We start from the raw sequence: 24903 nt of genomic DNA, 5'->3' as shown, positions 1-24903 counted from the left end.
AAGAAGTCGAAATCTGCAAACAATCTCCTACGACATAGACTTAATAAACTCGCCCAGATAATGCAATGCCGACTAAACCGTAGCCAATAAAACCCCATAATAAAATTACTACACAAAGCATCAATACATTGTTTTTAAACAAATTATATTTAACGATCATTAATCGTATACTGATGATATTACACCACCATTGCCAAGGATTCAGGATGACAATGGTGTGCATTTTTAGCTTAAGCGCTTTCTAACGAGCATAATCCGTGCAACTATTCAGCGAGCTCTAGTCCCTTAACCACCCCTCAACTTCATCGCGCGTCGGTACTGAGCCGCTATGTACGAGCTCACCATCGATCACTACCGCTGGGGTTTTCATCACTTTAAATTTCAATAGGCTTTGAGGATCTGTGTCCTTTTTTACAATAACATCCACACCCATTTCTTCTGATATGTCCGCAATCATCTCAGCGGTTTTGCTACATTTAGCGCAACCACTGCCTAATACTTTGACTTGTTTCATGTTACTTCCTTAACGAACTGTGCTGCAAAATTAAAAATTTCAACCTACTGTCATACTCGCAGCCACATATAGCAAGGTAAATTTCCAGCCAAGCAAACTCATAGACAAGAGTATGGCAACATCTATAGCTCAATTCAGGCCACAATAAGATAACTGCATTATTAGTTGCATTGCATTGATTGCTATTAATTTCTATATATAAATATAAACAAATATTTATAAACCATCTGTTATAAACACTACCAAAAAACTAAAAAAGTACAGCCTAGTTTTTCATAAAATCACAATACTCTAGTTAATTTCACGACTCAAAAAAATAATCTTGATAACACAACAAATATTAATACAACCTAAATTAGATGTTTGGTGAATATAGCTAAAACAATCAATATTTTACTTGATTATTATTCAGGTATTTCCCCGTCATCATTTATCCACACATCTCGTGACCCATATCACTTATTGCAACATTTAAGATTGATCCTACATCACTAAACACTAGTATCTGCTATGTTGCGACTGCGACACGATTTATCAACATATTATAACAATACGGAAACCACCCTATGACCTGGACCCAAACATACACGCCACTCGGTAGCTTGTGGCTAACCGCAATGGTTGCTTTACTGCCTATTGTGTTTTTCTTCCTAGCCTTAACTGTGTTAAAACTTAAAGGCTATATCGCTGGGGCATTAACCTTATTAATTGCCTTAGCAGTCGCGATACTCGCCTACAAAATGCCTATTAGTATCGCGCTTGCTTCTGCTATATATGGTTTTAGTTATGGGCTATGGCCAATTGCTTGGATTATTATTACCGCAGTATTTTTATATAAAATCACCGTTAAAACAGGTCAATTTGAGGTTATTCGCTCGTCAGTCATCTCAGTCACGGAAGATCAACGATTACAAATGCTATTGGTTGGCTTTTCATTTGGAGCCTTCCTCGAAGGTGCTGCGGGTTTTGGTGCACCTGTTGCTATTACAGCTGCGTTACTTGTCGGGCTTGGATTCAATCCATTGTATGCAGCAGGACTTTGCTTAATCGCAAATACGGCACCCGTCGCCTTTGGAGCTATGGGTATCCCAATTATCGTAGCGGGTCAGGTTTCATCACTAGACCCATTCCATATTGGACAACTCGCTGGCCGTCAGTTGCCAATATTATCAATTATTGTCCCCTTCTGGCTCATCGCAATGATGGATGGCATCAGGGGAATACGTCAAACTTGGCCCGCAACATTAGTAGCAGGCGTTTCATTTGCGATCACCCAATTTTTAACCTCAAACTTTATCGGCCCCGAATTACCCGATATTACTTCGGCGTTAGTCAGTCTAATTTGTTTAACGTTATTTTTAAAAGTCTGGCAACCAAAAGAAATATTCACTTTCTCAGGCATGAAACAAAGAGTTACTACCCCTAAATCTACTTTTTCTAATAGCCAGATATTTAAAGCATGGTCTCCCTTTATTATTCTCACGGCAATTGTAACTCTGTGGAGTCTTAAAGATGTACAACTGGCATTAAGTTTTGCCACTATCAGTATTGAAGTACCTTATTTGCATAATCTCGTTATCAAAAGTGCGCCTATTGTCGCTAAGGAAACCCCTTATGCAGCAATATATAAACTTAATTTATTGGGCGCTGTTGGAACTGCAATTTTAATCGCAGCAATGATCTCAATTGTGGTCCTTAAAATGTCAGTAAGTAATGCACTGACATCCTTTAAAGACACTTTAATTGAATTAAAATTCCCGATATTGTCGATTGGATTAGTATTAGCATTTGCCTTTGTTGCAAACTATTCAGGTCTATCTTCAACCTTAGCACTCGTGCTCGCTGGCACTGGCGTAGCATTCCCCTTCTTCTCGCCATTCTTAGGTTGGTTAGGTGTGTTTTTAACAGGTTCAGACACCTCATCAAATGCCCTATTTGGCGCGCTGCAAGCCAATACAGCAAACCAAATAGGTGTAACACCGGAGTTATTAGTCGCCGCAAACACTACGGGAGGTGTAACGGGCAAAATGATTTCGCCACAATCTATTGCCGTTGCTTGCGCTGCAACGGGATTGGCAGGTAAAGAGTCAGATCTTTTCCGCTTTACGCTAAAGCACAGTCTATTTTTCTGTACTTTCATTGGCGTGATCACAGTACTCCAAGCATACGTAGTCCCTTGGACATTAGTGTTTTTCACTAAATAAAGCGATATCTAATATATATTAAAAGCCGAGTGATAAACCACTCGGCTTTTTAGATTGGAATGGATATAAAACTCACTCTGCGATGAAATTCGAATGGGTTCAATTAAGCAAAGTAGCAAGGCAGCTTTATTAATCCCAGTGAAGTCATACAATCAAAGTCTAGGTTGTCATTCTTGTCGTAGATAACTACTCGGTACATTGATGGCAAATGCAACTTAAGCCAGCAACTTCACCTTGTCCTTACTAATACACCCTTTAACACTAAAGAGTTAAAGTGCAATAGTTCCAGCTGCGGCCATTAGTCACTTGCAGTATCAATGAGATCCATTCGGATAGAGATCTAAATACTGGCTCGATAGCGTTAATCAACACTGCAAGCTCCTAATCGTTTATCTCATGGTTAAACAATCACTTGATGATAGGTTTCCACATGGTATGACTCGACTAATTCGGGCATAACTTGGTGGAAATAGTGTTGAATCGCATCTTTAGCGCAGTGCTCATCAAAGGCGGCAATATCGACAAACTTCTCTACAAACGTCACGCGGCGTGGTTCATCACGGCTCACATTGAGTTCGTAACGAATACAACCCGCTTCGCGGCGCGTATCAGGAATAAGGCTCGCGAGCGCAGCGATTAGTGCTTCGGTTTTGCCCTCTTTAGCCAGAAAACTCGCCACGCAGGCAATTTGCTGTTGATTGATTCTATAGTCCGTTGAAGTCGACATCTCGGTTCCTTATTGGCTTAATGTTGAATACTTATGTGCCTAGCTTTTGTTGATCGCTTATGTTGATAATTGATGTAGATAACTCATATTGATAGCCGCTTATGCTGATTGGTAGCGCATATCCAAATGGAGAATACCATCTTCTAAGTACATCTCAGAGCAGGCGACAAAGCCGAGTTTTTGATAGAAAGCTTTGAGGTAATCTTGGGCGCCAATTTGGATCCCCGCATCGGGCCATGTCGTCAGTGCAGATTCGATGGCGTGCTGCATTAAAGGCATGGCTAGCCCTTTGCCTCGACCCGCTGGCGATACCACCACACGGCCGATACTCGCCTCTAGATAACTCAACCCCGGCGGCAAAATACGCGCGTAGGCAAGCAGTTCCCCGTCTGGCGATAAACCGATCAAATGCTGGGTTTCTGGATGCCTATCCTTATCGTCAAGCTCAGGATAAGCGCAGGCCTGCTCTACCACAAACACATCGACTCTTAGCTTCAATATGTCATATAGCCTATTGGCATTTAATTGATTAAATGTAAGATTTTGCCACTGCAAACGATATCCCTCTGCAAATCATCGAAAAAGAACTTTGAGTCTACCACAGCATAAAGACCATAAAAAAGCGCCTTAATCCGCGAGGACTAAGGCGCAAAGCTGTTGCGCAAACCAATAGATCTGGGGAAATCTATGGCGACAACAGGATAACGAAAAACGTTATTACTCAACCATGGCATCGTGGGCCACAGGCCCTGTCGGTTTACGGATCAGCAGCACAGCGAATACAGCGATGAGTAGCAGAGCGCCCATGATGTAAAACACATCGTTATAGGCCTGAATATAAGCTTGCTGACTCATGGTTTTGCCCAGCAAGGCTTTCGCCTGCGCGGCGGCGGTATAGGGATCTGAACCTCCCGCCTGCAACATACTTGCGCTTTGGGTTAAATAATCCTGTGCTTGCGTGCTCACTGCGGGTAAAGATTCCTTAATATGAGCCAAATGCCCGCGCGACAAAGTATCAGTCAGGGTCGCCACCAGCGCGATACCAAAAGCACCACCTAAGTTACGCATCACGTTTAATACCGTCGATGCCGAGGCATTTTCATGGGGTTTTAAATGCATAGTCGCAAGCATACCAATAGGCACCAGAATAAAAGGCTGACCTAAGGCCCGCACGACTTGCGAAGCGATCATCTGCGGTCCGGCATAATCTGCGGTCATCTGGCTATTCATGTAATAGCTAATGGCGAACATTAAAAAGCCAAAAGCAGCGAGATAACGACTATCGAAGCGCTCCATCAATTTCGGCACTAAGGGCAAGACCAATAGCTGCGGAAATCCCATCCACATAATCACGCCACCAATCTCTAACGGTGTGTAATCATGGACTTGTGATAGATAAAGCGGGATCAAGTAAATAGCGCCGAATAGTGCCATCCCCAGTAAAAAATACGCCACGGTGGAGAGCACAAAATCACGCTTACCGAGCAGGCGCAAATTCACTAACGGCTCTTTACGCCTTAACTGGATCCAAACAAATAACACCAGATTCACGACGGCAATAATGGCCAGATTACGAATGAGTTCTGAACCAAACCAGTCCTTGCGGTTACCTTCTTCGAGCACCACTTCAAGGCAACCCATACCCAGCGCCATAGTGACTATGCCCGCCAGATCGACATTCTTCAGCTTATCCCAAACGACCGACTGCTTCTCTAAACCGTAGGCCAACATGGCCATCACCAACAAACCCGGTGGCACATTGATATAAAACAGATAATGCCAGCTAAATTGCTCGGTCAGCCAACCGCCTAAGGTCGGGCCGATTGAAGGCGCAAAAGTCGCCGTCACGCCAAATAACGCCATGCCGACGGCACGTTTGTTATCGGGTAAAAACTCAAGAATAAGCCTAAAGGCTAACGGAATAAGCGCACCACCAAAAAAGCCCTGTAGCGCCCGAAAGGCGATCATGGCCTCTAAGTTCCACGCGATTGAGCAAAGCACAGAAGCAAAGATAAAAGCAGCCGTGGTCCATAACAGATAACGCCTGACCGACAATCCTGTGCTGAGCCAGCCAGAGAGCGGGATCGCGATCATCTCAGCCACCAGATACGCGGTTGAAATCCAGCTACCTTCTTCGAGCGTTGCCCCAAGGCTGCCTTGAACCTCTTTCATCGATGCATTGGTGATTTGAATATCGAGGATCGCCATAAAGGCGCCGATCAAACCACCAAATACCGCAATCCATGAACGGCGACTGCCACGTTCATAATCGGTAGGCTTTCTAGGTACACTGATGCCCTGCGCCTCCATATCGGCAGACGCAGTGATAGAGCCAGTTGCGCTCATACTAACGACCTGTATTTGCAGCGATTGCCGATATTGCAGTACCCGACGCCGTATCCACTTTCACGACTGCACTTAAGCCCGGTAGCATGTGTGCTTCTTCCTCAGATAAATCTAAGCGAATACGCACGGGAATACGTTGGACGATTTTAGTGAAGTTACCTGTGGCGTTTTCCGCCGGCAGTAGACTGAATTTGGCTCCGGACGCCGGTGACAGACTATCGATAACACCTATAAAGGTTTTGTCGGGAAACGCATCGAGACTGACCTGCACCGACTGTCCTGGTTGCATATGTTGGATCTGGGTCTCTTTAAAGTTCGCAGTAATCCACACTGCCCCATCCGGAACCAAACTGTAGAGTGCTTGGCCGGGTTGCACATACTGCCCCACCATAGCGCCACGTTTACCAATCACCCCTGAAAAAGGTGCGGTCACGCGGGTATCATTTAATTGAATTTTCGCCAGTTCTAAAGTCGCATCGGCCTGCTCTACTACTGAGCCCGCCTGATCTAATTGGGCATTAAAAACTGCTAACTCCCGTTGCTTTGCCACTAGCACGGCTTGAGCTTCATCGAGACGGGCGGCGGCAGAATCAAATCCGGCCTGTAGTTGGTCGACATCATCTTGGGAGCTGTAATTACTGACTTTGAGCTTTTTCGAACGGCTCAATTGTTGTTGTGCCCGTATTTTATCAGCCTTTGCCGCTACCACGCCTGCGCTGGCTTGAGTGATTAACGCCCGTTGCAACTCCACCTTTGCGGCTAAAGTTTGCAAGTCCGCCTTCGCACTCGCCTGTGAGGCTTCGGCTTGACTTACTTTGGCACTAAACTGGTTATCTTCCAGCTGAGCTAATAACTCACCCTTCTGCACATGCTGGTTATCAGTTACATCGCTTAACACAACGTAGCCGGGCACTTTCACGCTGATATGGGAAATATCGGCCTCAACATAAGCGTTATCCGTGGTTTCGATAAAACGTACCTGTGTCCACCAGTAATAACCGCCTCCCGCAACTGCAGCGAGTAACAGTGGAACGGCGATAATGAGTTTACTTTTGGACATGAATGACTCCTTGATTAGTGATATCTAGTGTACTACTGTCTCACTAAGTTTATTAGTCAGTAAAAAATCAACCCACTGTTTCACAGGTGTAACAATGATGGATCTCAATCGCGTGCAAATTTTCGCTCAAGTGGTCGAGCAAGGTAGCTTTACGGGTGCCGCCAAAGCCCTTGGGCTCACTAAGGCAACCGTCAGTCGCAAGATAGCCGAGCTCGAAGCCGATACTGGCACACAACTGCTGTTTCGCACCACCAGAGCCCTAAAACTCACCGAAGCAGGATCGAGTTATTACAACAGGATCAATAAGATCCTCAGCGATCTGCAGAGCGCCGAAAATCAGCTCAGCGCCCAACAGCAATTGATTAAAGGCAATCTAAAAATTGTCTGCCCAATTGAATTAGGCCAATTGTTTTTAGGGCCAATTTTCGCGCAGTTTTTAACGCTTTATCCCGAAATCACCATAGAGGCTGAACTCACCAATCGAAAGGTTGATGTGATAGAAGAAGGCATCGATCTGTTATTTCAAATTGCCGATTCTGGCGACACTCGCTTACAAAGCTATGCCTTAGTCAACGCCCACAAATCGCTCATGGCAAGCCCAGCTTATTTAGCTGTCCATGGAACACCCAAGGTGCCACAGGACTTAGCCAAACATAAAGCGATTCGCTTGCAGTCGGCGCATATTGAAGGTGCGTGGAAATTATTCGATGGCAAAACTTGGATTGTCGCCGAGCCTAAGACTCAACTGACAGTAAACAATGTCACCCTCGCTCGCGAGGCCGCCATAGCGGGGCTTGGGATCACAGCAGTGCCATCCATCATAGCCCAAGTCGCATTAGAAAAAGGCGATTTAATCCCGCTACTAGATGACTATCCAATGGTGCAAACTAAGGTAGTGCTTAGCTATCCACAGCGGGCGTATCTACCGCGAAAATACCGCGTCTTTATCGAATTCATCTATAGCTCCCTATTTAAACGTTGGGGATCGCAAGTCTTAGAAGTCCCTGATTTTATCGGCCATGCCGATCTAGATGAATAAATCGAACACCCAAAACAGTAACAATTGTTACTTTGTAAAGTGAAAATCATTGCCTTGAGGATAAATCCTCTATGTCAGAATTGCCTTAATCCATAAGCCCCTATAAGCTTGGCAAGGTAACAGGCTGCAAAAGACCTTAGGTTTTCCTGATACAGTTTGCACAATAAAATTTAACATTTAATCTCAATTTTGGAGGAAACCTAATGAGCTTAATTAAAGAGTTCAAGGCTTTTGCGTCCCGTGGCAATGTGATCGACATGGCCGTTGGTATCATCATAGGTGCCGCATTCGGCAAAATCGTCTCGTCCTTCGTGGCCGATGTCATCATGCCACCGATTGGTATCATCCTAGGTGGTGTGAATTTTAGTGATTTGAGCATAGTGCTACAAGCAGCTCAAGGTGATGCGCCTTCTGTGGTCATTGCCTATGGCAAATTCATTCAGACTATTATCGACTTTACGATTATCGCCTTCGCCATTTTTATGGGTTTAAAAGCCATTAACACCCTAAAACGCAAGGAAGAAGATGCGCCTAAAGCGCCACCAGCACCGACCAAAGAAGAAGAGTTGCTGTCTGAAATCCGCGATCTATTGAAAGCTCAACAAGAAAAATAATCTCAAACTTAAGTGTCACGCATAAAAAACCCATCTCTAGAGATGGGTTTTGTTTTTACATCAGCGAGATAAGTGATTACTCAACTTCAACATGCACAGTTTCACTGTAATCTTGCACTACTTCTGCCACCCGAATGCGATAAGAGTTAAACAAACAAGGCACTATACCCGTTTGCTCGGCAATACTGTGGGCCATCTGATTGCGCCATTGGGTAATAGAGGCTTGGTCCTCCCAGAACGACAGGCTCAGTACTTTGCCATCGTCGGTTAAGCTCTGAAAACGTTCGATCGAAATCAATCCCTTGCGGCCAAGATACCCAAACAACCTCAAGATGCAGGATTCAGCGGGAATTTAACGCACTTTAGGCAAGGCGGCTATTTGCAGACCTAGTGGGTAAGTTAAAAATAGTCAACACAGCATAAAGTGCGTTAAAACCCGCCGGGACGGAGCGCCCAGGGCACTCCACTTCTGTGTTGCATCAATTCAAAAGGTAGCCGACATTCTGTCATTGATGCGCCTTGAATTGAAGCACCCTGGACGCTCTGAAACTCGTATCTAGAGATTATTTGGGTATCAATATTGGCGCATTTCAGCGGCCACGTGCAGATACTCTTCCTTCCCTTCCTTTGTCGGGATGACTTCAAAAATTACCGCAATCATAATGTTCTCCAGAAATGAATGTCCTTAATGTCGACTCTAAGACTAGCCCATCTATCACTCTTTAGCTCACTGATTTTAAGCCTTTTAGTCAATGTGATAACCCTGTCTACAACGAAGGCAATAACCCGAAACATAACAAGTTATTGCCCACGATGACGGCTTACCTGTGATTAACCGAGCTCATCAATGCGCTTATCGCCGCGATATAACCAGCGATACAAGGTCGGCAAGACGAGTAAGGTCAGCGCCGTCGAGCTAAACAAGCCACCGATAATCACCACTGCCAAGGGCTTTTGGATCTCACTGCCGACACCCGATGACAATAAAATCGGGATCAAACCTAAGGCCGAGGTCAGTGCCGTCATCAATACCGGCCGTAAACGCCCAACCGTGCCCTCATAAACACAATCATAGAGTGCTTCGCCGCTTTGCCTGCGCTGATTAATCGAATCCACCAGCACCACACCGTTGAGCACCGCTACCCCAAATAGAGTGATAAAGCCAATAGAGCTAGGCACAGATAAATAAGTGCCACTGACATACAGGGCCACTATGCCGCCAATCAAAGCTAAGGGCACGTTCGCCATGATGAGCAACACTTGCTTGAATGAACCAAAGGAGAAGTACAACAACAAGGCAATCAAGGCGATAGAAATCGGCACCACTAGCATCAACTTTTGCTGCGCTCGCTGCTGATTCTCATACTGGCCGCCAATGATCACTGTATATCCCGCTGGCAAATCCGCCTTTGGCACTAGGGCATAAATATCTTTTACAACCGAGCCCATATCGCGCCCCGCCACGTTGGCCTGCACCACAACACGGCGCTGCACATCGTCACGGCGAATATTCGGCGGCGCCATTTCCACTTCGACGCTGGCGACTTCCCCTAAGCGCACTGTGGCGCCATTTGTACCACTGAGTAATAAGTCTTTAATCGCATCAGGGCTTTGGCGAAACTCGGCCGCGAGTCGCACATTGATGTCGTATCTGGCATTGCCATCGATCACTTGCCCTGCACTCGCGCCGCCAATACCTTGGCTGACGAGGCTCATCACTTGATCGACACTGATGCCGTAACGCGCCAATAGCTCGCGTTTGGGGCGCACGACTAATTGCGCCTCACCGCTCACTTGCTCAAGCGACACATCCACGGCACCGGGGATTTTCGCGACAAGATCGGTAAGCGCTTGGCCTTTCTGTGACAATACTGCTAAATCTGGGCCGAAGATTTTGATCGCTAACTGGGCTTTTACCCCCGAAAGTAATTCATCTACCCGAGTCGCAATCGGCTGCGAAAAGGTCAACAAGAGTCCGGGGAACACGCTGAGTTTTTCCTCCATCAAGCGTTGCAGTTCCAAGCGCGAGCTTGCCGACTGCCACTCTGCTATCGGTTTCAAGCCAATATAGACTTCAATATTACTCACAGGCTCGGGATCGCCGCCCAATTCAGGTGCACCAATACGGCTCAGGGCATATTCCACCTCGGGAAATGCTAGCAAAATAGCCTCAAGCTTAGGTGCGACTTGGAGCGAAGTGCCTAAACTCGCCGTTGGTGCCAGCGTCACCCTCAAGTTAATCGTGCCTTCCTCCAGTTCAGGCACAAATTCGGTACCCAGCCTTGGTAGCAATAATAGACTCAAGCCGAACATCACCAAGGCGCTGAGCATCACCACCTTTGGCCTAGCAAGCGTTGCCGTCAGTAACTTGCGATAAGCGGCATCCAGCGGCGCTAAAATCACACTTTGTTTAAGCAGTACACCGCGCTTAAACAGATACACGGCAAGGGCTGGCACAGCAATCAGCGCCACCAGCAGCGCCGACATCATAGCCAAAATGATACTGACCGCCATCGGCTGGAACAGCTTGCCTTCAACGCCTTCGAGGGCAAATAACGGCGCAAATACGACGATAATAATGGCGGTGGCGAAGAAGATTGGACTACACACCTCTTTTGCCGCGAGCATTATCCGAATAACCATATTCGATTCGCTGACATCACCACTGGCTTTAGCACCATCCTCCTCACTGTGATAGGGATCGTCCTCACCATCGGCACGCGCCCTCGCCTCGGGTAAATGGCGGCGATCCGGTTGGGTTAAGTGTTTGAAAATATTCTCCACCATCACCACAGAGCCATCGACTAACATACCAATCGCCACAGCTAAACCGCCGAGCGACATCAGGTTTGCCGACAGACCATAATAGGACATCACCATAAGTGCGAGCCCGATAGACACAGGAATCGACAGCAACACCAACAAGGTCGCGCGGATATTGACGAGGAACAACGCCAAGATCACCACGATAAACACAAAGGCCATTAGCAGCGCATCGCGCACTGTGGTCACAGCCTTATCGACCAGATCCGCTTGGTCGTAAAACACCTCAAAGGACACGCCATCGGGCAATGCCTGCTCAATAAGGCTCACCCGCGCACCAATATCGTCAATCGTCGCCTTAGTGTTTGCCCCCATGCGTTTGAGCACGACACCAGCCACCACTTCACCGAGATTTTGCACTTGGCCAGATTCATCGCGGCGCGTCATAGTCACTGCCCCGACACGGATCTCGCTGCCGAAATCCACCTGAGCGATATCGCCAATACGCACTGGCGTACCGCTGGCTTCGGTCAGAGGGATCTGCGCGATCGCCGCCAATCCCGCGTCTCCTGCGGGCAACATGCCATAACCGCGCACCACAAGTTGCTCTTGGCCTTGGTCCATAAACCAGCCGCCAGCGTTGCGGTTATTGCTCTCTAGCGCTTCGGTAACTTGCGCCATCGACAAGCCATAGGCACGCAGTTTATTCGGGTCGACCTGAACTTGGTATTGGCGCACATCGCCACCAAAAGACAAGACTTCAGTCACGCCGCCCACTGGCATCAATATCAACTTCACCAGATAATCATTTAAGCTACGCAGCTCGGCGGCATTAATGCCAGAGTTAGGTTCTGCGCGCAGAATATACTGATAAATCTGCCCTAATCCCGAGGTATTCGGGCCGATTTCAGGCACTCCGACGCCGCTTGGGATCATCTCCCGCGCCGCCTGCAACTGTTCAAACACTTGCTGACGGGCGAAGTAAATATCCGTCCCCTCGGCAAATACCACAGTCACAATCGACAAGCCGGTACGCGATAACGAGCGCACCTCAGTCACAGCTGGCAAGGCGTACATGGCCGATTCCACCGGATAACTGATAAGTTTTTCCACCTCTTCAGCGGCTAAGCCTTCGGCCGCAGTATTGATGGTCACTTGCACGTTCGTCACATCAGGAAAGGCATCGAGATTCAACTTTGGTAGCATGGCCACACAGCCCACAATCACGGCGAGCAGAGCCAATACCACTAACAGCCGATTTTTAATCGCGGCTTCGATTAACTTTTGCAACATAGAAAATCTCCAAAATGAGGGCGCTCATATTAGTGGGCGTGAATATCAAAGCCCGCTTTCGCCTGCTCGGATGCCAAGAAGAACGCGCCAGCCACCACAACCTTGAGCTGTGCCTGTTGGGCTTTTTCAAGCTCAGGTCCACGCACTAGACTCAAGCCGCGTTGACGTTGCACCACTTCTACCTCAATGGACTCGAAGCCATCTTCATCTTGAATAAAAATCTGCCAGTCGCCATCGCCGCTGCGGGTGAGCGCCGCATCGGGCAGCACGATTCCACCAGCCTTATTAGCAGAGTTGGCGGCAGTATTGGCAAAGTAGAGTTCGGCAAATTGCCCCGCATGCATCATATGATCAGGATTGGGCATACTCACCAGCACTTGTTCGGTGCGAGTCACGCTATCGAGTTCATGGGAGCGACCGATTATCTTACCTGCCAACGTCTTATCCCCCACTTGCACTAAGGCCGCACTGCCGACAGTGATATGCGCGGTTTGGGTAGGCGTTAACTGCGCCTCGACCCACAGATAGGACTCGTCGGTCAGCTGCATTAACGGCGTGCCCGCACTAAACACTTGGCCTAGCATGGCGATATCCTGCTGCACTCGTCCGTCAATCGGCGCTAAAAGTTGATAACCTCCAATCGCTTCGGGCGTCGATTCCAGTGCGCGAATTTGTGCGGACGTCATCTTAATCGCCTCTAAAATTGCGCGTTTAAGTTCGGCATCCACCTGCGCCTGCATACGGCGGCTGACACTCACGGCGCCTTCGCTCATGCGTTTGACTCGGCTCCATTCGGCGGCGGCATTGATGTAATCCGCCTGTGCCTGCGCAACGGCTGAGCCGCCCAAGGTAAGTAAAGGTTCACCTTTTTTAACTTCTTGCCCCGGCACCACGTGGCGCGCTAACACGCGCACATCGAGCTGCGGCGCAAGGGTGGCGGTTCGATCGCGATCAACCACTAAGGTCGCCGTCGCCCTGATATCTAGATTCAAATTGGCGAGGTTCAAGCTATCGCTCGACAAAGGTAACAAGCTAATCCCCGCCAAGGCTTGCTGCGCTTCGGTCAATTTCAGCGCCTGTTCGCCGTGTTCATCCGTCGACGCCATTTGCGTTACCGAATCGCCGCTTTCCTTAGCGACGGGGGCGTGATCACCGCCAGCCAATACAGGCTGAGCGAGAAAGGCCAGCGTGCTCAGCACGAATAATGCGAGCGCAATTTTTGATAGGTTAAACCGACGCTTTTCAGGCGTCATTACAGCATCCAGTTGAAGGACATTTTCGTGGTGAGTATTTGAATTCATTATTGTGACCTCATGGGTTTACTGTGCGTGCGGCGGCATTAGATGTTATCGAAGGGACTGCATTTAGCTTTTCTATAATGAGCTTTTCGATAAAAGGCATAAGCTGGCCACTTTCGCCCATCCAAGTTAACCAACTCTGATAGATAGCCGTTTCTAGGTTTAAGCCCACCAAATAACTGGCGGCTAACTGACGACGGCTCTGTAAGTACTCGCTAGTACTCACATCCCCCGCCTGCCATTGTTGGCTTAAGGATTTAGCGGCTTTAGCACCTGACACTTGTACTAACTCACGCCAGTCTTGGTAACGTTCGAGTAAACGCGGTAACGCATAGAGGAATTGTTTCTGCTTAGCGGTAAGCACTCGCTCACGGGCAAGATAGCCTTGCTCCGCGATAGCGATGCCCTTATCGGCTACGGCTTGTAACTCACTGTAGTTATTGCGAACTTGTAGAGGAATCGACACGCCGACACCGAGCTTATTGTCCGTGCCCTCCTTTTCAGCGCCTAGGCTAATAGTCGGGTCAGCCGAAGCTTCCGCTTTGACTTGCATGACATTAACTCTGGCGAGCAGCACTTGCTGATAAGCACTCGCCAGTGCTGGCAAGGCTGATGTAGAGGTGCCCAACTCGGCCGCTGGCGCTTGCTTAGCCTGAGTCACGAAGACATGGATCTCCTTGATGAACTCACTAAAGGCGAGATTATTATCCCCAAGCAACTCAATCACTTTGCCGTCAGCTACTAAAGCTACCTGCTCGGCTAAGGCATAATCTGCGGTATTGGTTGCTAACTCGAGTTGCATCAATTGCAGCTCGACGTTAGACAAATCCCCCGCCGCCAACCGCTGCTTGGCAATACCGAGCTGCGCCTTAGTAAACCTGAGTTGCTGCTCGGCAAAAGTCAGTGCCTTACGACTTTGCGCCTGTTCTGCCAACGCCAGTAAGCGTTCGGCCAACATTTGGTTACGCTCTAAACCTATATCAGCGAACAGAATTTGGGCTTCAAGCTCGACACGTTTTGTCGCCACGCCGCGCTTATCACCCCAATCAAGGGTTTGACTCAGGCCCAAGCTGTAGGAATCTGTGTCGGCTTTTTGATAGTTAAGCCCAAGTTCAGGGTTATACACGGCGCGATCTGCCGCCTGAATGGCAAGCTTTGCTTGTTGCTGCCGTGTAAGCTGCGCCTGCACTTCAGGCAACTGATTAAACTGTGTGAGTAACACGGGCAACCATTGGCCAAAGGCGACATATGGCGTGTCGGTTTCTTTGGCGGGTAAGCCCAGTGATTGAGCTTTAAACACCTCGGCTTCAGGAGCTTTGGTTTCAAGCGCATTGGTTTCCAAGGGATTGGCTTCAGCGGCTTTGGTTTCAAGGAAGACTTCAAGAGTGTCATTTTCTGCCGCGGGGGCAAAGGCTAGCAATCCGGCGGCCAATACTAATCCGCAGCTCAACAAGCCCGATCGAAACAGGCAAGCCAAGGTACGGGCGAGAGTCGTTTTGTTCATCGCAAATCCTAACAATATCGAATGTGGATCGGCTGACTTTTGCGCCCAAAGCGAAACGGCTAGATGTGAGCTTCATTTAAATAGCTCAATGCAAAGCAATCATATCGTTCTGGGCATGGCAAATAAGCGCCGATCGAATCATCCCGCCAAGCAATACAGTGCGCGGCTAAAAAGCCAATGACGGCTCCAACAGTTAACGCTGCAAGCATCAGTTCAAGCGTATCTTTTGGGGGATGAACATAACGGGCTTATCACGCGGCAAAATAGAATGAGATCCAATCAGATGAATCAATCGTCCTAGGCCGAGAAATAAGCCGAATATTAGAGAATTAAGCGATAGGAGGGCGGTATTTAGGTAAATTTTCAGGCGGAAAATAGGATACATCGGTAGGCAGATAGACGCTTTCTAACGCCTGTACAGGCTGACTCACTGCCTGAGATAACAACGCCACATGACCGCCATGGCATTGGCAGTCGAGGCATAGGTCAAAATCTTGTATTTCAGTGGTTTTCACTAAGTGTGAATGAAATCCGCTGCTTTGGTTTTCTCCCGTGTGATGACTGGTGACACCCGTGGAGTCCGCAAAGCCTAAGGCTTGCTCGCTTGGACAAACGCAATCGACACATTGGGCCAAAGTGGTCACTTGAGCACTAAATTGCAGATGGGGATGATTCTCAGCTTCTTCCGCGCCATTGCCCGCATGTAACTGATGCGCACCCAAATTCGCGCCAGCAAATTGCAGCACGATAATGGCTATCAGTAGGGTCACCATTCGAGTAAAAAATGGCTTAGCGGTAGAATTCAAATATCACCTATAGCAAATAACGGATAACGGATAACGGATAACGGAACATCTGACCCGTATGATAAACATAAGTTCACAGCTCGCAAGCAAAGTCTTTCAAGCTGTGATCTCTAAAGGCTAACGCTGACTTAAACACCCAGTGCTTATTTAAATACACAGCACTTATTTAAATACACAGTGCTTAGCGTAATCAGCGGCTTCGTTAGCAGTCCAATCGCCAGACGGCTTATTTTTCATCTGTTTACACCAAGCATCACTGCCCACTTCTGGCGCGCAGGCACTCAGTCCAGCAGTAAATGCCAACACTAACGCAATCGCACTGACCTTAGAAACTGTTAGCGAAGAAAAAGAGCCCGATTTCAATAATGACATACTTAATTCCTTGTAAATATGGCCTAAATTAGACCATTAAATATTCGAACGCTTAGTGATCCAAGCAATCGCTTTGGCTTTCTGTTCGAGTGGAAACCAAGCCACTTCGCCCTGCATAAAAGGTCCGAGTAAGCGCACCGCATTTCCTACCCAATCAGGGCCGCCCACAAACACTAAGGCTTCAAAATTCGGTAACTGAACTTCACCACTACCGGTCAGCGACTCAAATTCCCAGCCTTCGAGTAACACATCCGCCTCAATATACAGGCAAACTTGGCCCCAATCCTTACGATAACTCTTAATCGCTGGCTGTAAACGGGTCCGATAATCGGTGGAGGATAGTCGGCCACTGGCAAAAAGACTGATAACACCCTTAGCAATATCGGGGATTTGGCATAACATAGAGGCACTCCGAATCGAGAACACTTTTGCAGGCAATGGCTTTAGCCAATGCAGCGGCAAAGAATGCGCCCGATGATAACAAATCTATTGGAAAGCCATAAGTCATTATTGATGGCTTCTCAATCCATGCTGAAAAATGCCTAAGTTTGCCATGATAAAAATCTCAAACCGTGTGGAACTTCAGGAAAATGAAATCGAGTGGCAATTTATCCGTTCGAGTGGTGCAGGCGGCCAGCACTTAAATAAAGTGTCCACAGCTGCGCAGCTGATTTTCGATATTAAAAGCTCATCATTACCCGAGTTTTACCAAGAACGCTTGCTCAACAAGGCGGATCACCGCATCACTAAAAGCGGCAAAATCATCATCAAATGTCAAGCGAGTCGCAGCCAAGATGCCAACCGCCAAACAGCCTTGGAGCAATTTATCGCCTTGATTGCCAGTGTCGGTGAAGTGCAGAAAAAACGCATCCCCACCCGCGCCACTAAAGGCAGCCAAACTCGGCGATTAGAAACCAAGAAACAAAAAGGTGCCACTAAGGCCATGCGTCAACAGAAGAGTGACTATTAACTTAGGTGACAGTTAACTTAGATGACAATTAACTCAACTGACAGTCAACTTAGGCAATTGCTAACTCGGTACCAGAGAAATAACCGCAATTGAACCCAGCCAACAATGGCACAGGATTTCAAAGGTATAATCGGCTCGCACATGATCAGCTCGCACACAATTGACTAACGGATAATGCAAAATCGATTTGAACAGGTTAAGTTAATGGCCTATGTAGAAAACTGAAATAAATTTATTCCAACTTTAATCCCAGCATAAATCCCAAGGCATGCCGTAAAGGAAAGCGCAATGAGTCACAAAATTTTGCTCGTCAATGGCCCCAATCTCAACCTCTTAGGCCGCCGCGAGCCCAGCGTTTATGGTCATCAAACCTTAGCCGACATAGTGGCGGAGTTAAATCAGCAGGCAAAGTTGGCGGGAGTTGAGCTCGAACATATTCAGTCCAACGCCGAATTTGAGCTAATCAATGCGATTCATGCAACCGATGCCCAGATGATTATTATCAATCCCGCCGCCTTTACCCATACCAGCGTCGCCCTGCGTGATGCCCTGCTTGGCGTGGCAATTCCGTTCTTTGAAGTGCATTTATCCAATGTGCACGCCCGTGAAGCCTTTCGCCACCATTCCTATTTTTCCGATAAGGCGATAGGCGTGATTTGCGGTTTCGGTTCACAAGGTTATGAGTTTGCACTGGCGGCAGCCATTAAGCGGCTCAACCAGCAACAGTAATCCCATTCAATAGCGTGCTTTGCAAGGGCAGATAAATGGCAATGGATCTTCGTAAAATTAAAAAACTCATTGAGTTAGTACAAGAATCTGACATAGCAGAACTGGCGATCACAGAAGGTGAAGAATCAATTCGCATCACCCGCTACAGCCCTATGCCAGCCAATATGCAGTCATCGCAAACGCCAGCCATAGCACGAGTAGCGCCTTTGAGTGAACAGGCAAAGCAAACAAGCCATTCGCAAACAGGCATTACGCCAAGTACAGAAGGTTTTGTACAAGTCTCACCTATGGTCGGCACTTTTTACGCGGCGGCAGAACTCGATGATGTGCCGCTGGTTAAAGTCGGTCAACGTGTGAGCCAAGGTGAAGTTGTCTGCATTATCGAAGCGATGAGAATGATGAATCCCATCCAAGCCGAGCGCGATGGCGTGATCAGCGCTATTTGGGCCAAAGACGGCAATGAAGTGGCATTCGATCAGCCGCTATTTACCTTAATCTAACCGCTCGCCTTCCCATGAATTGAAGCGCACTTGAGTTTAAGATGCGGTTTTCAAGCCAAGACAGCATTAACCGAGGTCACTATGATATTAATTACCGGCGCCAGCAGTGGTTTAGGCGCGGCACTCGCATCGCTCTACGCCAAAGAGAACGAAGCACTGACACTCACAGGCCGCCATGCCGAGCGTCTGCAAACCGTCGCCAATGCATTAACGCCCTTCTCCAACAAAACGATCGCCGCGATCGCCGCGATCACCGCCGATCTCGCCAGTGAATCGAGTCTCGAAGCCCTGTTCGATGGCCTAACGCAAGCCCCTAAAACCGTGATCCACTGTGCGGGCAGCGGCTACTTTGGTGCGATTGAAACCCAAACCGCCAGCGATATCCAGAGCCTGCTCAATAACAATGTCACCTCGACGATTCTGTTAGTACGGGAATTAGTGAAACGCTATAAAGATCAAGCAGTCACTGTGGTTGTGGTCATGTCCACCGCAGCACTGGCCGCCAAGGCGGGAGAATCCACTTACTGCGCGGCAAAATGGGCGGTGCGGGGATTTATCGAGTCGGTGCGATTAGAGCTTAAACAAAGCCCAATGAAGTTGATTGCCGTGTATCCCGGCGGCATGGACACAGGCTTTTGGCCCAGTAGCGGTAAGGCTTTAGATACCTCAAGCTTTATGTCCGCCGATGAAGCGGCTGGCATGCTCAAACAAGCCTTAGTTGCCACAGAGCATGGTTATATCGCCGATATCACCATACAAAGGGGCTAAATGTGCGGATTCGAGACGCAGAATATGACCACTGCGTCTCTTCCTTAGCACTCGCTAGTCGGCGCAGTTCGCTGTGTTTAGGGTAACGACGCGACGGCTTTCTCTGTGGGTCAGCCACCACATCAGCAGTCCCCCCAATGACAACAAAGATGCCGCATAACCTGTCGCGGCAATGCCTTGTCCAGACAGTATCACTAAACTGCCCACCCAAGGCCCAATTGCATTGGCAAGATTAAAGGCGCATTGCACTAAAGCGCCTGTCATGGCTTGCCCATCGGGTGCCACATCCATCAATCTGGCTTGCACAATAGTGGCAAGCCCTAACCCACAACCGACAAAAAATACCACGGGCATCAGCGCCCAGTAATGTCCAGTCAAACTCGGGTAAATCGCCAACACCACAGTGCTTAACACTAACGACCAAAACGCCGCCGCTAAGGCCGACTTATCCGCCGCCCAGCCACACACTAAGGTCCCAAGTGTTGCGCCAATACCAAATACCGCCATCATGATTGGGATCTTAAACGGCTCGACTTGTGTCACTTGGATTAAGGTTTCGGCCAGATAGGTATACACGCAGAAGATACCGCCAAAGCCAATGGCCGCGATGCCGAGCGTCAGCCAGACTTCACGATTTTTAAGGGTTTGTAGCTCTTTTTTGGGACTCGCATCAGCGGGCACGGCTTGATTAGGTGCTAAAAAATACACCATTATCGCGGTAATGGTCGCCAGAATAGCCACTATGCCAATGCCCGAGCGCCAGCCCACAGTTTGCCCCATCCAAGTCGCAAACGGCACACCGATAATCGTCGCCAGCGTAAGGCCAATAATCACCCGCGATACGGCGCGGGCCTTCATTTCTGGCGGCACTAAAGAGGCGGCGAGCAACATAGCCACGCCGAAATAAGCGCCGTGGGGCAAGCCGCTGAGAAAACGAAAAAAGATTAACCAATTCAACGATGGCGCTAACGCACTTAAGCCATTGGCCACCGCCATTAACGCGGCTAAGGCAATCAAGAGTGTTCGCCGTCTGACCCTAACGGCTAGCACCATGATAATTGGCGAACCGACCACAACCCCCAGCGCATAGGCACTAATGGCATAACTCACATGGGCAACCTCTACCCCTAAATCACTCGCGATATAAGGCACTAAGGTCATGGAAGCAAATTCTGTGGTGCCTAAGGCAAATGTGCCAAGCGCTAAGGCGAGCAACACCCACAGAGTACTGGCTCCCTTAGCCTTATTTTGAGCTGCCTGATTTTGAGCAATGTCCAAACGTCTTCTCCGTTATTCTATAAAATGATATTAATTAAAAAGTTAAGTGCTAAAAATAAATTGGAGCCCACTATGGGGCTCCGATTTTCAGTAATTAAGTGATTTGAATCTATCGTGCTAACTGTTCTTGATAGGTTTGACTGTTCCAGTCGTAGGCGTAAAGCGTGCCTTGCCACTCGTAAAGTGTACGACCATCCTGCTGCACAACCCTAGCATTGCTCGGCAAGCTAGACACACTGTGCGGTGCGCGTGGGCGCGGAGTCGCAACTGTTTTGCCTGTGCCGTTACTAGTTTGCGACACCAGTTGCCCAGTCGATTGTCCGGCCATATTTACAGGCATACTCGACACCATACGGCCTTCACTCGCAGAATACTGCATACTGGTTGTTACCCGTACAGGTGCAGAAATGGCCACAGGTTCATCGTCGTAGGCCATAGGAATCGACAAACCTATGCCCGAATAGGGCGAGTTCCAGTAATTTCGAGCGTAGGCGTCACGCGATGTATTCCAACCCCAATCATTGTTCCAATGGGTGTTCACACCATAACCGACATTCCAACCCGATCCCCACCCCGTAGCGAGCCCTAAACCCAGTCCTAAACCCCAAGGGTAATAAGGTCGATAATAGGGACGATAATGGCGATTATCTTTACGCACATGGCGGTTGTCGTAATAATTGTCATGACGATTGTTGTAATGACTATCGCCACGACTGTGGCTATCACGATGACCGTGACGTTCGTCTTGATCCGAATAGCCTCTATTTCCGGCCACCGCCACAGTCGGCACACTGAGCGCCCCCAAAAGTGAGATCCCCACGGCAAGCGATAAAACCAAGCACTTTAGCGACCGCTTATGCGCGCCATGTGATTGAGTTTGAACACACTTTTCTTGAGCAAACCATACAGGAATATTCATATAAACCTCGAAATAAAGGGCGTAAGCGAGATCTATCGCGACTTACTGGTAACCATTTTACGCTTCCTAAGCTTGAAGATCACTGAATTGGTTAACCCTAAAACAGAAAAATGCTATAGTGCGCGCCACATGGATTTTCACTGCAGAGGCTATTTCCACATGAGTTTTAAGGATTTACGCAGCTTTATTGATCACTTAGAAGCCAATGGCGAACTCAAACGCATTAGCTACCCAGTTGATCCTCATTTAGAAATGACAGAGATCGCCGATCGCGTATTACGCGCTCAAGGCCCTGCGCTATTATTTGAAAATCCCAAAAATCATCACATGCCCGTGTTGGTAAACCTGTTCGGTACGCCAAAACGTGTGGCCATGGCACTCGGCAAAGACGACCCATTAGCCCTGCGCGAAGTGGGTGAACTGTTAGCCTTTTTAAAAGAACCCGAACCACCTAGGGGTTTTAAAGACGCGATCGCTAAGATCCCTATGTTCAAGCAAGCCTTGAATATGCCGCCAAAAACAGTGCGTAATCCGCCTTGCCAACAAATCATCAAAACCGGCGATGAGGTCGATTTAACTAAATTGCCTATTCAGCATTGCTGGCCTGGCGATGTCGCGCCACTGGTGACCTGGGGCTTAACCATCACCAAAGGCCCGCGCAAGAGTCGTCAGAATTTAGGCATTTATCGCCAACAATTACTGGGTAAAAACAAGCTGATCATGCGCTGGTTGTCCCACCGTGGCGGCGCGTTAGATTTTGCTGATTTTAAACAACAATTCCCCGGTGAGCGTTATCCTGTTGTGGTCGCACTCGGCGCCGATCCTGTGACCATTCTAGGTGCCGTCACCCCAGTCCCCGATTCCATGAGCGAATACGCTTTTGCCGGTTTACTGCGCGGTGAACGTACCGAAGTCTGTAAGGCATTAAGCTGTGACTTAGAAGTGCCCGCCACCAGTGAAATCATCCTCGAAGGCTATATCGATCCTGAGGAACTGGCGGAAGAAGGCCCCTACGGCGATCACACGGGTTACTACAACGAAACCGATAAATTTCCAGTATTTACCGTTACTCACATCACTCAGCGTAAAGATGCCATCTACCACAGCACTTACACTGGCCGTCCACCGGATGAGCCCGCCATGCTGGGGGTCGCATTAAACGAAGTGTTTGTGCCGATTTTGCGTAAGCAATATCCTGAGATCGTTGATTTTTATCTGCCGCCTGAGGGTTGTTCGTACCGCATGGCAGTGATCTCCATTCGCAAACAATATCCGGGACATGCCAAACGAGTGATGATGGGCGCTTGGTCTTTCCTGCGCCAATTTATGTACACTAAGTTTATTGTCATAGTGGATGAAGATGTGAACTGTCGTGACTGGCAGGATGTGATCTGGGCGATCACCACCCGCATGGACCCTAAACGCGATACTGTGATGATCGAAAACACCCCGATCGACTACCTCGATTTTGCTTCACCCGTTGCGGGCTTAGGCTCAAAAATGGGACTCGATGCCACCAATAAGTGGGAAGGTGAAACCAACCGCGAATGGGGCACGCCAATCGTGATGGATCCAAAAGTAAAACAAAAGATCGACTCAATCTGGGATGAGTTAGGCATAGACGACAGCCCAACCCTATAATTCAGCTTAAGCCATTACTCAAGTATCGGCTTAAGCCAAGAGAATAGGCCAATAACAGGCCTCTAAAGCGACACCTAGACACATACTGTTGAAGAAAGGTGCAAAGGAAGTTTGATGAAAACCATACGTTGTAAGATAGAGAAAGTTAACCCATTTAACGATGCCGTATATCAAGTATTGTTAAGGCCTGAAACCGCCTTCGATTTCCAAGCGGGGCAATACTTATGTGTTGTCATGGGTGAAAAAGATAAACGCCCCTTCTCTATCGCATCAGCGCCAAACGCCGAGCTGATCGAATTACACATTGGCGCCGCTGTGAGTGAAAGCTACCCAATGCAAGTGGTCGAGCGCCTGAAAGCCTGCGCCATTGATGGCAGCACTATCGACATCGAAGCCCCAGGCGGCGAAGCCCACCTGCGTCACGAAAGCATTCGCCCTCGTCTGTTAATCGCCGGCGGCACAGGTTTCTCTTACATTAAAAGTATCATCGAGCACCAAATCGCCCTCGGCCAACAAGTTGAAACTATGCTGTATTGGGGTTGTCGCACCCAAGATGCCATGTATTTTGAAACCATCGCCCGCCAATGGCACGACGCTCACCCTTGGTTACACTTTGTGCCAGTCATCGAAGAAGCTCCCGCAAATTGGCAAGGCAAAACCGCCAATCTGTTAGCGCAAATCAAACAAGATTTTGTCAGCTTAAATGGCTACGACATCTATATCGCCGGCCGTTTCGATATGGTCGGTGCGGCACGGGAAATTTTCCGTGAGATTGGTGTAGAAGAAGCACATCTCTACGGTGATGCGTTCGCGTTTATCAAATAACGCGATAATTTGTATGCTTGGCTGGCTAACCTTTGCCAGCATAGGCTTAAATAATAAACCCCAGTTTTTACTGGGGTTTTGTTTTTCAATCTTGCAGATGGCAGTCGATTGAGTTTACCCAAACTTCGTTTGGATTAAAGTCGTGGGGCTTCACCCCACACCCGACCAAGGAGGACTGCTCGTCCTATCCTCCTTGGATGCTCCAAGACGCCCCTAGCGAAGTTACATGCATTATTACTGGCTTCGTGCTTACTCGAAAATAGCTAACGCTTCCGATGGGGCGTCCCTTCCCCCCGAAAGCTACGCAGACGTCCTGTCTGCGTCACGCTATTTTCTTCAACGCCCTTCAGCAACTTCGCAGTGGGAGGTGAACTACTGTGACCTCGGTGTCGGCTGTTTATCCCAAAAGAGTTTTGCATGTCCTATCTTTTTGCAGTAATAGCTATCAAATTCTCTAAATAATATACACTATTAATCAGTTTGTTTAGGGTCTGTTGATCTTTCGAGAGTAATTTTTAGACAGCATGGCAAGACGTTATAATTTGCTTCGCCAAAAGTAACCATAACCTCAAGCCATGCCAAGACTTATGCTAACCGATGCACGCTGGGAAAAGCTATTTCATTTAATGAAAAGCACAGGCCGTGTTTATGACAAACCTGAACATAGACAAACATTCGAAGGTATTCTTTACCGCCTTAGAACAGGTATCCCTTGGCGAGATTTACCTAAAGA

Annotated in this window: 24 protein-coding genes and 1 pseudogene; 10 read left to right on the top strand and 15 right to left on the bottom strand. The window is 48.2% G+C overall.

Features of this window, described 5'->3' with window-relative positions; genetic code table 11:
* Nucleotides 1-277 precede the first annotated feature (277 nt).
* Nucleotides 278-514 carry a thioredoxin family protein gene (locus tag L5M11_RS10750; protein WP_113939188.1) on the bottom strand — a complete coding sequence of 79 codons (237 nt, stop codon included), beginning with the start codon at nucleotides 512-514 and terminating at the stop codon, nucleotides 278-280.
* A 566-nt stretch (nucleotides 515-1080) separates the two neighbouring features.
* Here L5M11_RS10750 and L5M11_RS10745 point away from each other — a divergent pair.
* The gene (locus tag L5M11_RS10745) at nucleotides 1081-2718 is read left to right on the top strand and encodes a lactate permease LctP family transporter (RefSeq protein ID WP_113939189.1); all 1638 of its coding nucleotides are present in this window, start codon (nucleotides 1081-1083) and stop codon (nucleotides 2716-2718) included.
* Between the two features lie 273 nt (nucleotides 2719-2991).
* Here the strand turns inward: L5M11_RS10745 and L5M11_RS10740 are convergent.
* The 5 genes and pseudogenes from L5M11_RS10740 to L5M11_RS10720 all read right to left on the bottom strand — a co-directional run.
* Nucleotides 2992-3090: pseudogene (locus tag L5M11_RS10740) on the bottom strand (radical SAM protein); the annotation flags it as partial.
* Between the two features lie 28 nt (nucleotides 3091-3118).
* A complete protein-coding gene (locus L5M11_RS10735; RefSeq protein WP_113939190.1) occupies nucleotides 3119-3445 on the bottom strand; it encodes a putative quinol monooxygenase in 327 nt (108 codons plus the stop codon).
* A 99-nt stretch (nucleotides 3446-3544) separates the two neighbouring features.
* The gene (locus tag L5M11_RS10730) at nucleotides 3545-4000 is read right to left on the bottom strand and encodes a GNAT family N-acetyltransferase (RefSeq protein WP_263192071.1); all 456 of its coding nucleotides are present in this window, start codon (nucleotides 3998-4000) and stop codon (nucleotides 3545-3547) included.
* Nucleotides 4001-4162: 162 nt separating this feature from the next.
* Nucleotides 4163-5791, bottom strand: a complete 1629-nt coding sequence (locus tag L5M11_RS10725) for a DHA2 family efflux MFS transporter permease subunit (protein WP_263192070.1) — start codon at nucleotides 5789-5791, stop codon at nucleotides 4163-4165.
* A gap of 1 nt (nucleotide 5792) precedes the next feature.
* Nucleotides 5793-6851 (bottom strand): HlyD family secretion protein, encoded by a 1059-nt coding sequence (locus tag L5M11_RS10720; protein WP_173247738.1) that lies wholly within the window; start codon nucleotides 6849-6851, stop codon nucleotides 5793-5795.
* A gap of 94 nt (nucleotides 6852-6945) precedes the next feature.
* Here L5M11_RS10720 and L5M11_RS10715 point away from each other — a divergent pair, with 94 nt between their 5' ends.
* The gene (locus tag L5M11_RS10715; protein WP_263169935.1) at nucleotides 6946-7890 is read left to right on the top strand and encodes a LysR family transcriptional regulator; all 945 of its coding nucleotides are present in this window, start codon (nucleotides 6946-6948) and stop codon (nucleotides 7888-7890) included.
* 203 nt (nucleotides 7891-8093) lie between these two features.
* Entirely contained in the window at nucleotides 8094-8504 is a 411-nt protein-coding gene (mscL, locus tag L5M11_RS10710) for a large-conductance mechanosensitive channel protein MscL (protein ID WP_105250328.1), read from the top strand.
* A 76-nt stretch (nucleotides 8505-8580) separates the two neighbouring features.
* Here the strand turns inward: mscL and L5M11_RS10705 are convergent, their stop codons facing one another.
* The 7 genes from L5M11_RS10705 to L5M11_RS10675 form a co-directional block, all read right to left on the bottom strand.
* Nucleotides 8581-8856 carry an antibiotic biosynthesis monooxygenase gene (locus tag L5M11_RS10705; RefSeq protein ID WP_317629872.1) on the bottom strand — a complete coding sequence of 92 codons (276 nt, stop codon included), beginning with the start codon at nucleotides 8854-8856 and terminating at the stop codon, nucleotides 8581-8583.
* A gap of 479 nt (nucleotides 8857-9335) precedes the next feature.
* Nucleotides 9336-12560: an efflux RND transporter permease subunit gene (locus L5M11_RS10700; protein ID WP_131524252.1), complete on the bottom strand. Its 3225-nt coding sequence runs from the start codon at nucleotides 12558-12560 to the stop codon at nucleotides 9336-9338.
* Nucleotides 12561-12589: 29 nt separating this feature from the next.
* Complete coding sequence (locus L5M11_RS10695; protein ID WP_263192068.1) at nucleotides 12590-13861, bottom strand: efflux RND transporter periplasmic adaptor subunit; 1272 nt, start codon at nucleotides 13859-13861, stop codon at nucleotides 12590-12592.
* Nucleotides 13862-13871: 10 nt separating this feature from the next.
* On the bottom strand, nucleotides 13872-15362 hold the full coding sequence (locus L5M11_RS10690) for a TolC family protein (protein WP_263192067.1): 1491 nt from the start codon (nucleotides 15360-15362) through the stop codon (nucleotides 13872-13874).
* 329 nt (nucleotides 15363-15691) lie between these two features.
* The gene (locus L5M11_RS10685) at nucleotides 15692-16135 is read right to left on the bottom strand and encodes a hypothetical protein (RefSeq protein ID WP_263192110.1); all 444 of its coding nucleotides are present in this window, start codon (nucleotides 16133-16135) and stop codon (nucleotides 15692-15694) included.
* A 195-nt stretch (nucleotides 16136-16330) separates the two neighbouring features.
* Nucleotides 16331-16540 (bottom strand): DUF3012 domain-containing protein, encoded by a 210-nt coding sequence (locus L5M11_RS10680; RefSeq protein ID WP_028759383.1) that lies wholly within the window; start codon nucleotides 16538-16540, stop codon nucleotides 16331-16333.
* A gap of 36 nt (nucleotides 16541-16576) precedes the next feature.
* Nucleotides 16577-16942 carry an STAS/SEC14 domain-containing protein gene (locus L5M11_RS10675; RefSeq protein ID WP_105250333.1) on the bottom strand — a complete coding sequence of 122 codons (366 nt, stop codon included), beginning with the start codon at nucleotides 16940-16942 and terminating at the stop codon, nucleotides 16577-16579.
* Nucleotides 16943-17078: 136 nt separating this feature from the next.
* Here L5M11_RS10675 and arfB point away from each other — a divergent pair, with 136 nt between their 5' ends.
* From arfB to L5M11_RS10655, 4 genes are all read left to right on the top strand, one after another.
* Nucleotides 17079-17510: an alternative ribosome rescue aminoacyl-tRNA hydrolase ArfB gene (gene arfB, locus L5M11_RS10670; protein ID WP_263143115.1), complete on the top strand. Its 432-nt coding sequence runs from the start codon at nucleotides 17079-17081 to the stop codon at nucleotides 17508-17510.
* 288 nt (nucleotides 17511-17798) lie between these two features.
* Nucleotides 17799-18239 carry a type II 3-dehydroquinate dehydratase gene (gene aroQ / locus L5M11_RS10665; protein WP_263192066.1) on the top strand — a complete coding sequence of 147 codons (441 nt, stop codon included), beginning with the start codon at nucleotides 17799-17801 and terminating at the stop codon, nucleotides 18237-18239.
* Between the two features lie 35 nt (nucleotides 18240-18274).
* Nucleotides 18275-18739, top strand: a complete 465-nt coding sequence (gene accB / locus L5M11_RS10660) for an acetyl-CoA carboxylase biotin carboxyl carrier protein (protein ID WP_263192065.1) — start codon at nucleotides 18275-18277, stop codon at nucleotides 18737-18739.
* 81 nt (nucleotides 18740-18820) lie between these two features.
* Nucleotides 18821-19507: an SDR family NAD(P)-dependent oxidoreductase gene (locus L5M11_RS10655; protein WP_263192064.1), complete on the top strand. Its 687-nt coding sequence runs from the start codon at nucleotides 18821-18823 to the stop codon at nucleotides 19505-19507.
* 54 nt (nucleotides 19508-19561) lie between these two features.
* Here the strand turns inward: L5M11_RS10655 and L5M11_RS10650 are convergent, their stop codons facing one another.
* Together L5M11_RS10650 and L5M11_RS10645 are read right to left on the bottom strand one after the other, a co-directional pair.
* Nucleotides 19562-20785, bottom strand: coding sequence for an MFS transporter (locus L5M11_RS10650; protein ID WP_263192063.1), 1224 nt, complete (start codon nucleotides 20783-20785; stop codon nucleotides 19562-19564).
* Between the two features lie 109 nt (nucleotides 20786-20894).
* Complete coding sequence (locus L5M11_RS10645; protein ID WP_263192062.1) at nucleotides 20895-21704, bottom strand: hypothetical protein; 810 nt, start codon at nucleotides 21702-21704, stop codon at nucleotides 20895-20897.
* A 159-nt stretch (nucleotides 21705-21863) separates the two neighbouring features.
* Between L5M11_RS10645 and ubiD the strand changes: the two genes are divergently transcribed.
* From ubiD to L5M11_RS10630, 3 genes are all read left to right on the top strand, one after another.
* Entirely contained in the window at nucleotides 21864-23345 is a 1482-nt protein-coding gene (gene ubiD, locus L5M11_RS10640) for a 4-hydroxy-3-polyprenylbenzoate decarboxylase (RefSeq protein ID WP_113939206.1), read from the top strand.
* 114 nt (nucleotides 23346-23459) lie between these two features.
* Nucleotides 23460-24170: an NAD(P)H-flavin reductase gene (fre, locus tag L5M11_RS10635; RefSeq protein WP_028759394.1), complete on the top strand. Its 711-nt coding sequence runs from the start codon at nucleotides 23460-23462 to the stop codon at nucleotides 24168-24170.
* 575 nt (nucleotides 24171-24745) lie between these two features.
* On the top strand, nucleotides 24746-24903 hold a 158-nt coding region (locus L5M11_RS10630; RefSeq protein ID WP_259573881.1), incomplete at its 3' end, for a transposase.

Source organism: Shewanella sp. SM87 (assembly GCF_025653705.1).
In the GTDB taxonomy this organism is placed as follows: domain Bacteria; phylum Pseudomonadota; class Gammaproteobacteria; order Enterobacterales; family Shewanellaceae; genus Shewanella; species Shewanella oncorhynchi.
Note: the sequence above shows the minus strand (reverse complement) of the source record. Positions and strands in the feature narration are given on the sequence as shown.

Excerpts from the sequence above, each read along its gene's own strand:
- L5M11_RS10750 (WP_113939188.1), bottom strand. The coding sequence starts at position 514 with ATGAAACAAGTCAAAGTATTAGGCAGTGGTTGCGCTAAATGTAGCAAA.
- L5M11_RS10745 (WP_113939189.1), top strand. The coding sequence starts at position 1,081 with ATGACCTGGACCCAAACATACACGCCACTCGGTAGCTTGTGGCTAACC.
- L5M11_RS10735 (WP_113939190.1), bottom strand. The coding sequence starts at position 3,445 with ATGTCGACTTCAACGGACTATAGAATCAATCAACAGCAAATTGCCTGC.
- L5M11_RS10725 (WP_263192070.1), bottom strand. The coding sequence starts at position 5,791 with ATGAGCGCAACTGGCTCTATCACTGCGTCTGCCGATATGGAGGCGCAG.
- L5M11_RS10720 (WP_173247738.1), bottom strand. The coding sequence starts at position 6,851 with ATGTCCAAAAGTAAACTCATTATCGCCGTTCCACTGTTACTCGCTGCA.
- L5M11_RS10715 (WP_263169935.1), top strand. The coding sequence starts at position 6,946 with ATGATGGATCTCAATCGCGTGCAAATTTTCGCTCAAGTGGTCGAGCAA.
- mscL (WP_105250328.1), top strand. The coding sequence starts at position 8,094 with ATGAGCTTAATTAAAGAGTTCAAGGCTTTTGCGTCCCGTGGCAATGTG.
- L5M11_RS10700 (WP_131524252.1), bottom strand. The coding sequence starts at position 12,560 with ATGTTGCAAAAGTTAATCGAAGCCGCGATTAAAAATCGGCTGTTAGTG.
- L5M11_RS10695 (WP_263192068.1), bottom strand. The coding sequence starts at position 13,861 with ATGAATTCAAATACTCACCACGAAAATGTCCTTCAACTGGATGCTGTA.
- L5M11_RS10690 (WP_263192067.1), bottom strand. The coding sequence starts at position 15,362 with ATGAACAAAACGACTCTCGCCCGTACCTTGGCTTGCCTGTTTCGATCG.
- L5M11_RS10685 (WP_263192110.1), bottom strand. The coding sequence starts at position 16,135 with ATGGTGACCCTACTGATAGCCATTATCGTGCTGCAATTTGCTGGCGCG.
- L5M11_RS10680 (WP_028759383.1), bottom strand. The coding sequence starts at position 16,540 with ATGTCATTATTGAAATCGGGCTCTTTTTCTTCGCTAACAGTTTCTAAG.
- L5M11_RS10675 (WP_105250333.1), bottom strand. The coding sequence starts at position 16,942 with ATGTTATGCCAAATCCCCGATATTGCTAAGGGTGTTATCAGTCTTTTT.
- arfB (WP_263143115.1), top strand. The coding sequence starts at position 17,079 with ATGCCTAAGTTTGCCATGATAAAAATCTCAAACCGTGTGGAACTTCAG.
- aroQ (WP_263192066.1), top strand. The coding sequence starts at position 17,799 with ATGAGTCACAAAATTTTGCTCGTCAATGGCCCCAATCTCAACCTCTTA.
- accB (WP_263192065.1), top strand. The coding sequence starts at position 18,275 with ATGGCAATGGATCTTCGTAAAATTAAAAAACTCATTGAGTTAGTACAA.
- L5M11_RS10655 (WP_263192064.1), top strand. The coding sequence starts at position 18,821 with ATGATATTAATTACCGGCGCCAGCAGTGGTTTAGGCGCGGCACTCGCA.
- L5M11_RS10645 (WP_263192062.1), bottom strand. The coding sequence starts at position 21,704 with ATGAATATTCCTGTATGGTTTGCTCAAGAAAAGTGTGTTCAAACTCAA.
- ubiD (WP_113939206.1), top strand. The coding sequence starts at position 21,864 with ATGAGTTTTAAGGATTTACGCAGCTTTATTGATCACTTAGAAGCCAAT.
- fre (WP_028759394.1), top strand. The coding sequence starts at position 23,460 with ATGAAAACCATACGTTGTAAGATAGAGAAAGTTAACCCATTTAACGAT.